The following is a 12,417-nucleotide window of genomic DNA, read 5'->3' as shown; positions in this document are numbered from 1 at the left end:
CGGGTGAGCACCCCGACCAGCACGGAAATTGTCCAGCACGCCTGGCAGGAATTCGCCTCCGGCGACCCCGGCCGCATCACCGCCGTCTTCACCTCCGACGCCGAATGGCTTGCGCCACCGCGGAATGCGACGGCTCGCGCCCTCGACGGCAGCCATCACCTCATCGGCCGGGACCGCATAGTGCACTTCCTGACAGTCGAGTTCCCCAGCATCTTCGTCGCCGACCGCAAGATCGACTTCACCGCCTTCACCGCCGCGGGCGCCACGGTCGTCGTCGAAGAACGTATGCGGGCAACACTCATGAACGGCAACCACTACGACAACGACTACTGCTTCATCTTCGAACTGCGCAACGGCCTGATCCACCGAGTCCGGGAGTACATGGACACCCGTCGCGGCGAGGAACAGTTCGCCGCGACACAGCCGAGTTCTACACCTTGAGGCCATTCTTGGTGACGTACCAGTAGTGGAAGCCGAACAGCGCGCCGAGTACGACCACCCATTGCAGACCGGTCACCAGCGGCACCGCATCGATCGGAAGCGTATAGGCCAGCACGACCCGCACCACGGCGTCGAGGGCGAAACCCGCACCCCATACCGCGGTGAGAACCCGGATGTGCCTGCGGAAGTCGGCCTCGGTGTGCCAGCGGTCCTCCCACTCCCGGGCTCCGGCCGCACCGATTTTCGCGGTCACGACCGCACGGGCCGCGACGAGCATGAACGGTTTGCCGGTGAACAGCGAGCCGAGCACCCACAGGCCCAGCGCACCGAACAACCAGCTGTCGCGGACCAGCAGCACTCTGGGGTCACCGGTGACCAGTGACATCAGTGCGCCCAGCACCACGAAGCCCAGCGAAAAGACCACCGTCACATCGACTTTGCGCTGTGTGATCAAGGTGTAGCCGATCGCCGGGGTGACCAGCAGACCCGCGCCCAGCACCGATACCCACTGACTGAATCCGGCGGCGTGCAGACCGTAGTAGCCGCCGATCGGGAGACCCAGCTCGAGAATGAGATTGCGGGCCAGGGCCTTTCGAGCCGCCGCGGACTTCTGCCGCTCGGTCGGCCCCTGATCGCCGGGCGGAGCCGGGAGGGGTCGGGTCTGCGGGCCGGCTGCTTCGTCCGTCGTCATGATGTGCTGCCCCACTGCGATGTCGTTCATGATGCTTTCCTTGTCGCTGCCTCGAAGAGATCGGCGAGCTCCCGCCCGCAGGCCGCGGTGTCGAAGTCGGGATCGACACTCGCCCGCACCGTCGCCTCATTGATGGCGCCGTGCAGCGCGAGCACCATCACCTTGGGGTCGAAGTCGCGAAACTCCCCGGCCTGCTGGCCTTCTCGGAAGCGCTGCTCCTGCATGGCGGCGGTGGCGGCCCAGACGGGCGTCAGGCCGCGCAGGTCGGGGTCCTCGATGCGGACCGCATTGATGATCTCCCCCGCCGCGACGAAATGCTTCGGGAACTCGTCGAGCATGGCGATGCGGGCGACGATGAATGCCCGCAGCCGGCCAGCCAGCGTGTTCTCGGCATCCATCTTGCCGGTCAGATACTCCCCGGACAGGCGCAGGAATTCGGCGATGACCTCGCGGATCAGATCGTCCTTACCCTTGAAATGGTAGGAGATCATTCCGGTGCTGCTCAGTCCGGCCTGCTTGGCGATCTTCGCGAACGAGGCATTGGCATAACCCTGTTCGGCGATGACCTCGACCGCGGCATCGACGATCTGCGCGCGGCGAGCGGATTCGATGAACGTCCGGCCTTCCTGCTTGGCCGAACTATTTCTTGCTTGCATGAGCTAAACCGTACTGCTGTTTGCTCAACTGAGCAAGAAATAGTTCAGCCGAGCAGCCTCAGCGGGGCCAGGGGTAGTGGACATCCGTGAGGGATTCGCTCAGTCGCCAGAGCGCTCGCGCTTGAGTTCGGCTGTAGGCCAGTGGATTTCGGAGCGTGCGGCGGGGATAGCCGAACGTCTCGAAGGCCGGGCCGAGGTAGGAGTTGCCGGGGAGGCCCGGCATGGTGGCGGCATAGAGCTGGGGCAGCGCGCCCATGCGATCCGATTGCGCGAGACCGACCAGGGCCCGCTGCTGCAGGGCGGCCAGACGGCCGCCGACCCCCTTCTCGGCGCCGGAATCGTAGAGGTGGGTGGCGGAGAGGCCGGGGTGCGCGGATACCGCGGTGAGAGCCGTACCGTGTTCGCGCGCACGGCGATTCAGCTCCGCGGTGAAGAGCAGATTCGCGAGTTTGGACTGACTGTAGGCGAGCCAGCGAACGTAGAGCACGCGCCAGTTCGGATCGGGCCAGTTGATGACCCCACCCCATGCCGCGATCGAGGAGACGGTGACAACCCGCGGATCGGGTGCACGCAGCAGGGCGGGCAGCAATAGACCCGTGAACGCATAGTGACCCAGATGGTTGGTGCCGAATTGCGCGTCGAACCCCTCCGCGGTCCGCACCGTGCGCGGCAGCGCCATTACGCCCGCATTGTTGACCAGCACGTCGATGGCATTGCCGCGCACATCGAGGTGATCGGCGGCGCGGCGCACGGAGGTCAGATCGGCCAGATCCAGCGGCAGCACCTCGGGTTTGGGACCGGTCGCGGCGGCGGCCACCGACTCCAGCGCGGCGGCGGCCTTGAGTTCATTGCGGCATGCCATGAGCACGTGAGCGCCCTTGGCGGCCAAGGCTTCCGCGGTGCGCAGACCCAGACCGCTGTTCGCGCCGGTGACCACCGCGGTCTTACCGGTCTGGTCGGGAATGTCGTCGATGGTCCAGCGTCGTGCGATGAGCGGAAGGCTCGCCGTAGTCGTCCCGGCCGAGAACACATTGGCCATGCGATGTCACACTCCTCGGAAGAAATCTACCGTCTGAGACAATCTACGCGACCATGTTAGGATGCGACAGTTCCGGCGGCAGGCGGTCGCCGATGATCACATCCACCGAGGGGGCCGCGGATGGCTACCGATCACTCCGGCTACAGCACGGCGCTCGAACCGCAACCGAGCCCGATCGAGCAGATTGTCCGAATTTTACTGGCGGAGCTGTCCGCATGGCTCGGACCCAGGCTCTACCGGGCCGGGAAATTTCTCGCCGCCGAAGTCGCGCGCGGCGTAATCGCGCTCACCGCACTGGGTTTCGCGCTCATCGCGGCGGCCTACGGGACCGTCTACTTCTTCCGCTTCCTGACCGAGCTGTTCGCACAGTGGATGCCGAACTGGGCAGCCCTGCTGACCACCTCGGCGCTCATGCTGATTCCCGCGGGCATCGCCGCGATCTTCGGAATCTGGCAGGTCTACCGCATGCGCACCGTCCGCGCGACCGCCTCGGCGGCCGCCGCCGCGAGCCATGCCGCCCGGTCCTTCGCGCGCCGAAATCGCCACGGCGCCAGCGAGTTCTGACGCCCGTACGCCGTTTGTCGAGTAAGGAAACAACGTCATGGTCACAGTCATCATCGTCGTGGCGGTCATCGTCGTCCTGGGCGCGATCGCGGGCGGCATCACCGCGCTGCTCCTGCGCCTGTGGACGAAGGATGTGCTGGCGGACAAAGGATTCGAGGTGCGGCCGATCACCTCGGCGGAGGTCGGCGAATTCCTCGACCGCGCAACCTTCACCGTCACCGCCGGTCGCGAGTTCCCGTTCCCGCCGCACAAAGTGTGGGATGCCTTGCAGCTCAACGGCACCTTCTCCTGGATTCCGCTGATCAATGGCATTCGCTATCGCGATGATTACCGCCGCGAGGGCGCGCTGCGCAGCTTCGACGGACTGCTGTTCGCCGTGCAGGAGCGGGTGATCATCATGGCGCCGAACCAGCAGCTCACCGTCTCCGGCACCACGATCTCGATTCCGTTCCTGATCAAGGCGTTCGCCGAGGACTACCGGCTCACCGAGACCGCGGACGGCACCCGGCTCACCTGGACCATCGCATTCCAGCCCCGCATCGGGTCGTTCCTGCCGCTGCGCTGGGCCGCACCCTTCATCCGGCCCTTCGCCCGCTTCGGCCTCAAGGGTCTGGCCTCTCGCATCTGAATTGCCGCGGCCGTGCGGATCCCGGCGCACACCGGGATCCGCGCCCGCGCTATCGGCGGTCCGGACCCTCCAGCTTCCGCGCCAGATAATCGTCGACCCGTGTCAGCACCGACGGCCGGGTCACACGTGCGCGCAATCCGGTCAGCCTGTCCGGGCGCAGAACTCGCGCGGCCAGACGCGCGCCGCCGGGTGAGACCCGAGTGGCCAGGTACAGCGCCCGCGCCTCGATCGGCGTCGGCACCACGGCGGGATTGCGGGCCGCCACCCGGACGATGGTGCGCGCGATGCTCTCCGGGCCGTGCGCGACAAATCGCTCGGCCAGCGCGGCCACGCCGAGGGTGTGCGCCGCGTCCGCCGCCGCGTCCGCATCGGCCTCGCCGTCCTCGTAGATTCCGGTGTGCACCAGGGCCGGGCAGACCGCCGTCACACCCACACCGGTGCCGGCGAACTCCAATCGCAATCCCTCGGTGAGCATTTGCGCCGCCGCCCGGCTCGCGCAGTACGGGGTGCTCAGTGGAATCGGCGTGAAGGCCGCCACCGAGGTGACATTGATAATGCGCCCACCGCGCCCGGATTCGATCATCTGCCGTCCGAAATGGGTGCAGCCGTATATCAATCCCCACACATTGACGCCGAGTAGCCGCTCCCAATCCTCCAGCGTGTGCTCCAGAAACGGACCGGCCGTGCTGTATCCGGCATTATTGACCAATACCCTCGGCGTCCCGAATTCCGTGTGAATGTCCTCGGCGAATGATTCCATAGCCACTCCATCGGACACGTCCACGGCATAGGGTGTGGCGACACCGCCGAATGCTTCGATGGATTCCACCGTGTGCACGGCCCGCGCCTTATCGAGATCGGCGGCGATGACGATGGCTTTCTTACGCGCGAAGCGTTGCGCCACCGCGCGGCCGATACCGCCACCGGCACCGGTGATGACGACAACTTCGTTCTCGAAGCCTGCCATGTGAGGTCCCCTGATTCCGCGGCTGCGGCGCTGCGTTCTCATACTTCCACATACTGTCCCAGACAGTGTACACTCTGACTCTCCAGCGGAGGAGTAGACCACAGATGAAACCCTTCCACCCGCACCTTGCCGTGGTGACCGGGGCGGGCAGTGGCATCGGCCGCGGCACCGCCAAGGCCCTCGCGGCCCGGGGGGCAGAGGTCATTGTCGCGGACATCAACTACGCGACCGCTGAAGATACTGCGGCACTGATCCGTTCGGCGGGCGGTTCGGCTTTTCCGTATGCCCTCGATGTGGCCGATCCGCTCTCGCTCGAAGCCCTGGCGGACCATGTGAAGACCGCGCACGGTGTACCCGATGTGGTGGTCAATAATGCCGGAATCGTCGTCGGCGGGCCATTTTTCGAGATTCGGCCCGCCGATCTGCAGCGCATTGTCGATGTGAATCTCACCGCGATCGTGCACGGGTGCCGGCTGTTCGGCGCACAGATGGCCGAGCGCGGCACCGGCGGGCACCTGGTGAACATCTCCTCCGTCGCGGCCTTCGCGCCCATGCGGATGGGCACCCCCTACTGCTTCACCGCGGCCGGGGTGAAGCACCTCAGCGAGACGCTGCGCGTCGAAATGGCCCCGCTGGGCATCGGTGTCACCGTGGTGTGCCCGGGCCTGATCGCCACCAATCTGGCCGCGACCGCCACGTTGGCCACCCTCAGCACCGAGCAGGTCGCCATCACCCGGCAGATCGTGGTGAAGGGGATGACGCTGCTGGGCATGCATCCGGACAAGGCCGGCCGCAAGATCGTCGAGGCGGCCGCCGCCGATCGGGCCATGCTGCCGCTGCGCGCGGAATCGCGGCTGATCTACTACTTCACCCGCGCCTTCCCCAATTTCACCCGCGCCCTCATGCGCGTCGGCAGCGGGCCCGAGGTGGAGCGGGCGGTCCGCTTCGTCATCGATCATCCGGGCTTCGTCGGGGTGGCCCGGGAGGCCGCGGAGCTCATGCCGCAGCGGCCGGGACTACAAACCTATTGGGAACCACCGGAATACGATGACCCGCCACCACCACCGATACCGATCAGGAGATGAGCCCGATGGCCGATCGACCGATTCCCCCAGCCGAACCGCCCACCCGCCGGAACCTGGTGATCCTGACGGCGCTCGCGCTCACCGTGATCGCGGCGCTCATCGCGGCCGCCGCGCTCGTCGGGGGCTGAACAGCGCAGCCTGGCGCAGCGGGGTGCGCCAGGCCGAAATCAGCTGCGGCTCAGGCTGCTTCACCCTCCTGCAGGTAGCCGGGCAGCCAGCGCTCCACCAATCCGAGGAAGGCTCCCTCGGCATCCAGTTGCGCGCATACCGCGATGACACCGCCGAGCACGCGGCCGAGCATGACCAGGTCGGGGAGCTCGGGCGGCGTGCGCACGGCGAAAGTATTGTTCACCGACATGTTCTGCACATCCATGGCGCGCAACATATGACCCTGCAGCAGGTCCCGGGTGATGTGCAGCCGATCACCCTGCAATTCCGCGACGATCGGCGCCACCACGCGCTTGATCGGCTCCAGGTCGATGTGATGGCCGGGGCGCACGAAACCGTTCGCGTGCAGGGCGGCCATCAGCGCGTCGTAATCCTCGGCGACCGCGAGCCGGGCCAGCTCCCCCACCACCGGCGGCAGACCGTCGGGCAGGGCGATGGTGGCGCCGAAATCGATGATGCCCAGCCGGCCGTCCTCGAGCAGCTGGTAGTTGCCCGGATGCGGATCGCAGTGCAGGGCGCCGACCCGCTTGGGTGAGCTCAGGCCGAATTCGACCAGCAGCTCTCCGGCCCGATTCCGCTGCTGCACAGTGCCTTCGGCAATGATCTTCGACAGCGGGGTGGCCGCCATCCACTCGGTGACCATGACCTTGGGCGCGCTCGCGATCACCCGCGGGACGAAGAAGTTCGGGTCGCCGGCGTAGGCGGCGGCGAAGTGCCGCTGATGATCGGCCTCCAGCCGGTAGTCGAGCTCATCCTCGGTGCGCGCGACGAATTCGTCGATCAGCGCGCGGACGTCCACGCCGGGCATGAAAACCCCGAAGGTGCCCGAAAGCATCTGCAGCAGTTTGAGATCCGACATGAGTGCGGTATCGGCGCCCGGATACTGGATCTTCACCGCGACGGTGCGGCCGTCCTTCCAGACCGCCCGATGCACCTGGCCGATGCTCGCCGCCGCCACCGGCTCGTCCTCGAAGGTGGTGAAGCGCTCACGCCAGCGGGTGCCCAGCTGTTCGTCGAGCACGCGGTGCGCCTGTGCCGTCGGCATGGGCGGGGCCTGATTCTGCAAGCGCGACAGGGCCTCTCGATACCGGTCGGCGAAGCGGGAGGGCACCGCGGCCTCGGCGACACTGAGCGCCTGCCCGAGTTTCATGGCGCCGCCCTTGAGTTCCCCGAGCACCCGGAAGACCTCATCGGCGGCCTTGTCGATCAGCGCCTCATCGATGGCGCCGCGATCGGCGCCGGTCATGATGGCCTTGCCGGTGGCGGTCATGCGCCGGGCCATGATGCCCATCGGCAGTGCCGCGATCTTCGCCGACCGTGCGAGACCGGTTCTTCTCTTGCCCGCCATGGTGCCTCGATTCGTATCGCCATTACTCGCCGGGGCGAGGGTGACAGAGCATGTCCCCGGGGACACGAATCGAAGACTAGAGTGTCTCAGACGGTTGGTCAAATGGCTTGTCACGCAGAAATTCCGGCAACCTCCGCGCCGACGCCGACCAATTCCTCGAAGTGCGCGACCACCTTCTCGTGGTACAGCGCGAACAGATCCTCGAACAGCGACAACTGCGGTTCGGACGGGCCCGAATCGGACTCCCAGACCGCCAGCAGCGAACGCCACACCAGCACATGCAGATCCGGCGACGCCGCGAAGTACGCCTGCACCGCCTCCGGCACCTCGAACAGCATTTCGCCGACCGAGTTCAGGACCGCACGCTGCACGCTGTGCCCTAGGTCGGTGAGAAGGGTGCGCACCAGGCCGATTTCGAGGGTCAGCATGGCGGCGTGATCGGGATTCTCGCTGCGGGCCAGGGACTCCAGCTCATCGATGGCGCCGTGCAGCGACACAGGGTCGACGCCACCCTCACCCTCGGTGTAGTCCAGCAGCGCCTCGAGCACGATGACCCGTTCGGCGGCAACGATATTGCGGAACATATCGGCTGCCAGCTCGGGTGCGTGCATCGAGAGCCGGAACAGCCGGCGGTAGACGTCCAGCCCACCGGCTCGGCGCACATCGCGCACCGTGAAGCCGCGGCCGCGGTGCGCGTCCACGAAGCCGTAGGACTCCAGCCGGCCGAGCACCAGTTGTGCAGTCGCCCGATTCATCCCGAATTCCTCGGCGACCTGACGAACGGACGGCATCAGGTCACCGGGCGCGTACTCCCCGGTCGCGACGCGGCGAGCCAGCTCGTCGGCGACATCCGCGACGACCGTCTGGGCACCCATCCTGTCACCTTTCGACAACTTTCGGATACGTCCCAGACAGTTTAAGCTCTCATATGCCAAACTGCACGTGCGCACACCGCGGCGGGCTGCACGGAAACCGCCGCGCGCCGCGTACACAATGAGGTGAGCAATGACCAAGCGGCGAACCAGCAGTCGTTCACGGGGTACCGGTGGCACGCCGCCGGTTCGGACCGCGGTTCGCAATGCCAAGATCGCCGCTCTCCCCATCGCGTTCGCCGGACGGCAGGCGGCGGGCGTCGCACAGCGGGCGCGCGGCAGATCCGCCGCCGAGGTCAGCATGGATATCCAATTGCGTACGGCGCAGCACATTTTCGAGGTGCTCGGCGAACTCAAGGGTTGTGCGGCCAAACTGGGGCAGCTGCTGGCGCTGTACGAACTCGCGCTGCCGCCGGATCTGGCCGAGCCCTACCGCAGGGCGCTGGCGCAGCTGCAGGATTCGGCGCCGACCATGCTGCCGTCGCGGGTGCACGAGGCCATCGCCGCGGAGATGGGCGAAAGCTGGCGCTGGAACTTCCGGGAGTTCGACGATCGGCGGGCGGCGGGAGCTTCCATCGGCCAGGTGCATCGGGCGGTGTGGCGCGACGGCCGGCAGGCGGCGGTGAAGGTCATGTACCCGGGCGCGCACGAGGCCGTGCGCAATGATCTCGAACAGTTGCGGCGACTGTCCGTGCTGGCCACGGTTTTCGTGCCCGGCGCCGATGTGCCCGCGGTGACCGAGGCCATCTGCACCTCCGTGGCCGAGGAACTCGACTATGCCGCCGAGGCCGAGCATCAGCGCGTCTTCGCCGACGCCTATGCCGACGATCCGGATTTCGTGGTGCCCAAGGTCATTACCCAGCGCGGCAATGTGATCGTCAGCGAATGGCTGCACGGCACACCGGTCTCGCGCATTATCGAATCGGGGGCGCCCGAGGAGCGCAGCCGCGTCGGAATGCTCATTCTGCGATTCCTGCTGTCGTCCTGGACGCGCACCGGACTGCTGTACTGCGATCCGCATCCCGGTAATTTCCGGGTACTGCCGGACGGGCGGCTCGGGGTCGTCGACTTCGGCGCGTGCGTCGTCTGGCCGGCCGTCGGATTCGAGGATCTGGTCAGTGAGGTGATGGATGCCGCGCTCAATGGCACCATGGCCGATCTCGATTCGGCGCTGCGCCGGCACGGGTTCGTCGAACCCGATCGCACCTACGATGTGGCGACCATCGCCGAGGGGATCGCGGTGGCCACCGAACCGTTCACACAGCACGATTTCCGATTCAGCACCGAATGGCTGCGGCATCGGGTACGGCACGTCATGGATCTGCGGCTGACGAATGCGCATCGGCAGATGAGCATTCCCGCCTACATCACGCCCTTCGCCCGCGCGCTGCTCACGGCCATCGGTGTGGTGTGCCAGCTCGATACCGCAGGCCCGGTGCGCGGTGAATTCGCGCGCTGGTCACCGGAATTGGCCGCGGTGTTCGAGCGCTTCGACACTCGCAGTGCTCAGCCGACGGATCTCGGGCTGGCGCGGCAGGTGCGGACCACACCGGTTGCGCGGCGGTTCTCTGTCGTCAGCTGAGCCACGGGACCGCGCGGTCACGGCGCGAAGCGGTGCTGGGCGAGGAAGTCGCTCACCAGCTCGTTGACACGGCCGGGGACTTCGAGAGCGAGCAGGTGCGCGGCCCCATCGATCACAACGAAGTGTGCACCGGGAATCGCCGCGGCCATCGCCCGCACTTCGCTGACCGGGAAGATCCGGTCCTCGACCCCGGCGACCACCAGAACCGGGGAGGAGACTCCGGCGAGGAGGCCGACATTGTCCGGGCGCTCGGACACCACGCTGCGGACGCAGTACCGGGCCGACTCGACGTTCACTCTGGACGCGACCTCGAGAACGGTCTCGGCTGCTTCGGGGCGGCTACGCAGGGACGTCGGGCCGAGGAATGCGCGCAGCACCGCCCGATCCAGGGGCGGACGGAGGGAACCGAGAATGCCCGCGGCCGTCACGAGGATACGAAACTTCATGCGCTGCAGCGGGCTTGCCGGTGAGGCCGTGCCGTTCAACAGGACTGCCGATGCGACTCTTTCGGGATAGCGCGCCGCCAGCACCGCACCCACCATCGCGCCCCACGAATTGCCGACGAAATGAGTGCGAGGGATCTCGAGCGCATCGAGGACGGCGCATACGCAATCGGCGCATTCGTCGAGGGTGAATGTCCGCGTGACCGGAGAACTCGTCCCGTGTCCCGGAGGATCGAAGGCCAGGGTCCGGTATTGCCCGGCCAGATGCTCGATCTGCTGGGTCCACAGGGTGTGGTCCATCAACAGGCTGGGCCACAGCAGAACCGGCTCGCCCGAGCCTTTCTGGTAGACGGAGATCGAACCCAGCGGTGTCTCGATATCCACGCGGTCAGTCATTCTCGCCTCCACAGCGGATTCGAGTCGGCCCTGCGAAACGCCTGTGCGGTATCGCGGTCTCAGAGTAATCACCGAGACACTGATAACTGCAGCGCCGAGGTGGATATAGAGCGAGTCTGGGGTGGGCATAGAACGGTTCTATGCATCCATCGAACTGTGGCCGGTACCGGGGAATCCTTGCTCGGCCGATGCTGGGTACATGACCACAGTGACCTTCCGCCGCAGCGCCGATACCGTCTCCTCGGTTGCGGCCGCGCGTACGCCTGTGAAGTCGCGCAATGTCGTCCACCCCGACCGGGAACCCGGCGATGCCCTGCGTTCGCTGGGGCCCAATTGGTTCGCCGCGGTGATGGGCACCGGCATTGTCGCCAACTCCGCCGCCACGCTCCCGCTGCAGTTCCCCGGTCTGCGCGCCGCTGCCACCGTGGTGTGGGGATTGGCCGCGCTGCTGCTGGTCGTGCTGGCTGTCGCGTGGGTGGCGCACTGGCGGCGGTACCCCGAGATCGCTCGCTCGCACGGGGCGCATCCGGTGATGATGCAGTTCTACGGGGCTCCCCCGATGGCGCTGATGACCGTCGGCGCGGGCACCCTGGTGCTCGGCAGTGATGTGATCGGAATGTCCGCCGCAGTGGCCATCGACTGGGTGCTGTGGTCGGCGGGCACCGTGCTCGGGCTGCTGGCCGCGGGCGCCATTCCCTTCCGGATGATCACCCGCCACAATTTCGACGCCGATGCCGCCTTCGGCGGTTGGCTCATGCCCGTGGTGCCTCCCATGGTCTCAGCCGCCACCGGCGCCCTGCTCATCCCCCACATCCCGGCCGGCCAGCCTCGAATGACCATGCTGTTCCTCTGCCTGGCCATGTTCGGGCTGAGCCTCATCGCCGCCATCGCGACCATCACCGTCATCTGGTCGCGCCTGCTGCACCACGGTCTCCCCGCCGCGGGCATGGTCGCCACCGTCTGGCTGGTTCTCGGCCCCCTCGGCCAATCCGTCACCGCCGCAGGCCAACTCGCGAACGTTGCCCCCACCGCCCTCCCCGACCGCGAATCGGCAGGCCTCGACGTCTTCGCACTCATCTTCGGCGTCCCCACCTGGGGCTTCGCCCTCCTCTGGCTGTCCCTCGCCATCGCGGTCACCTACCACGCCCGAAAGACCATGCCCTTCAACATGACCTGGTGGGGCTTCACCTTCCCCCTGGGCACCTGCGTAACCGGCAGCACCGTCCTCTACACCCACACCGGCGCAAACATCTTCGCCATCACCGCAGTAGCCCTCTTCACCCTCCTCCTCGCCGCCTGGTCCGTAGTAACCCTCCGCACCCTCCGCGGCATCCACAACGGCACCCTCTTCCACCCCGCCCGCTGACCTGGAACCGCCTTCGGCATTCCTTCCGGTGTCATGCAGAACAAAGAGAAGCGTGGGAACCGGAGACATACGCCGCCTCGCCCCCACCCCCAAAGGTGCACAGGCCATTTCGGTGTCGAAAACGTCGATAACTTCCGACGGAACAGCGGGCCTCTCAGCGGCACAACGGAT

The 12,417-nt window shown here is 66.7% G+C and carries 14 protein-coding genes; 7 read left to right on the top strand and 7 right to left on the bottom strand.

Annotation, left to right across the window (positions count from 1 at the left end):
* The first annotated feature begins 3 nt into the window (after positions 1-3).
* The gene (locus OG326_RS14070) at positions 4-441 is read left to right on the top strand and encodes a nuclear transport factor 2 family protein (RefSeq protein WP_327145072.1); all 438 of its coding nucleotides are present in this window, start codon (positions 4-6) and stop codon (positions 439-441) included.
* Here the strand turns inward: OG326_RS14070 and OG326_RS14065 are convergent.
* From OG326_RS14065 to OG326_RS14055, 3 genes are read right to left on the bottom strand one after another with little or no spacing between them, the layout of a single operon-like run.
* Positions 431-1,162: a VC0807 family protein gene (locus OG326_RS14065; protein ID WP_327145071.1), complete on the bottom strand. Its 732-nt coding sequence runs from the start codon at positions 1,160-1,162 to the stop codon at positions 431-433. The two genes, OG326_RS14070 and OG326_RS14065, sit on opposite strands and share 11 nt — an antisense overlap.
* Positions 1,159-1,788: a TetR/AcrR family transcriptional regulator gene (locus tag OG326_RS14060; RefSeq protein ID WP_327145070.1), complete on the bottom strand. Its 630-nt coding sequence runs from the start codon at positions 1,786-1,788 to the stop codon at positions 1,159-1,161. The genes OG326_RS14065 and OG326_RS14060 overlap by 4 nt, the downstream gene beginning before the upstream one ends.
* A gap of 58 nt (positions 1,789-1,846) precedes the next feature.
* Positions 1,847-2,827, bottom strand: coding sequence for an oxidoreductase (locus OG326_RS14055; RefSeq protein ID WP_327145069.1), 981 nt, complete (start codon positions 2,825-2,827; stop codon positions 1,847-1,849).
* A 120-nt stretch (positions 2,828-2,947) separates the two neighbouring features.
* On the opposite strand from OG326_RS14055, the gene OG326_RS14050 reads away from it, so the two are divergent.
* Positions 2,948-3,391, top strand: coding sequence for a phage holin family protein (locus tag OG326_RS14050; RefSeq protein ID WP_327145068.1), 444 nt, complete (start codon positions 2,948-2,950; stop codon positions 3,389-3,391).
* Between the two features lie 37 nt (positions 3,392-3,428).
* Positions 3,429-4,019, top strand: coding sequence for an SRPBCC family protein (locus OG326_RS14045; RefSeq protein ID WP_327145067.1), 591 nt, complete (start codon positions 3,429-3,431; stop codon positions 4,017-4,019).
* Positions 4,020-4,068: 49 nt separating this feature from the next.
* Here OG326_RS14045 and OG326_RS14040 read toward each other — a convergent pair whose 3' ends face one another.
* The gene (locus tag OG326_RS14040; protein ID WP_327145066.1) at positions 4,069-4,986 is read right to left on the bottom strand and encodes an SDR family NAD(P)-dependent oxidoreductase; all 918 of its coding nucleotides are present in this window, start codon (positions 4,984-4,986) and stop codon (positions 4,069-4,071) included.
* A 104-nt stretch (positions 4,987-5,090) separates the two neighbouring features.
* Between OG326_RS14040 and OG326_RS14035 the strand changes: the two genes are divergently transcribed.
* Together OG326_RS14035 and OG326_RS14030 are read left to right on the top strand one after the other, a co-directional pair.
* Entirely contained in the window at positions 5,091-6,071 is a 981-nt protein-coding gene (locus OG326_RS14035; protein ID WP_327145065.1) for an SDR family NAD(P)-dependent oxidoreductase, read from the top strand.
* A 5-nt stretch (positions 6,072-6,076) separates the two neighbouring features.
* Positions 6,077-6,199, top strand: a complete 123-nt coding sequence (locus tag OG326_RS14030; RefSeq protein WP_327145064.1) for a hypothetical protein — start codon at positions 6,077-6,079, stop codon at positions 6,197-6,199.
* 50 nt (positions 6,200-6,249) lie between these two features.
* Here the strand turns inward: OG326_RS14030 and OG326_RS14025 are convergent, their stop codons facing one another.
* Both OG326_RS14025 and OG326_RS14020 read right to left on the bottom strand, forming a co-directional pair.
* Complete coding sequence (locus tag OG326_RS14025) at positions 6,250-7,587, bottom strand: ABC1 kinase family protein (RefSeq protein WP_327146484.1); 1,338 nt, start codon at positions 7,585-7,587, stop codon at positions 6,250-6,252.
* Positions 7,588-7,697: 110 nt separating this feature from the next.
* A complete protein-coding gene (locus OG326_RS14020; RefSeq protein WP_327145063.1) occupies positions 7,698-8,462 on the bottom strand; it encodes a winged helix-turn-helix domain-containing protein in 765 nt (254 codons plus the stop codon).
* 130 nt (positions 8,463-8,592) lie between these two features.
* Between OG326_RS14020 and OG326_RS14015 the strand changes: the two genes are divergently transcribed.
* The gene (locus OG326_RS14015) at positions 8,593-10,041 is read left to right on the top strand and encodes an ABC1 kinase family protein (protein ID WP_327145062.1); all 1,449 of its coding nucleotides are present in this window, start codon (positions 8,593-8,595) and stop codon (positions 10,039-10,041) included.
* 17 nt (positions 10,042-10,058) lie between these two features.
* Here the strand turns inward: OG326_RS14015 and OG326_RS14010 are convergent, their stop codons facing one another.
* On the bottom strand, positions 10,059-10,880 hold the full coding sequence (locus OG326_RS14010; protein WP_327145061.1) for an alpha/beta fold hydrolase: 822 nt from the start codon (positions 10,878-10,880) through the stop codon (positions 10,059-10,061).
* 199 nt (positions 10,881-11,079) lie between these two features.
* Here OG326_RS14010 and OG326_RS14005 point away from each other — a divergent pair, with 199 nt between their 5' ends.
* Positions 11,080-12,246, top strand: a complete 1,167-nt coding sequence (locus OG326_RS14005) for a TDT family transporter (RefSeq protein ID WP_327145060.1) — start codon at positions 11,080-11,082, stop codon at positions 12,244-12,246.
* Positions 12,247-12,417 lie beyond the last annotated feature (171 nt).

The sequence above is a fragment of the Nocardia sp. NBC_01327 genome (genome assembly GCF_035958815.1).
Classification (GTDB): domain Bacteria; phylum Actinomycetota; class Actinomycetes; order Mycobacteriales; family Mycobacteriaceae; genus Nocardia.
The sequence above is the reverse complement of the archived record's forward strand: the minus strand, read 5'-3'. Positions and strand labels throughout refer to the sequence as shown.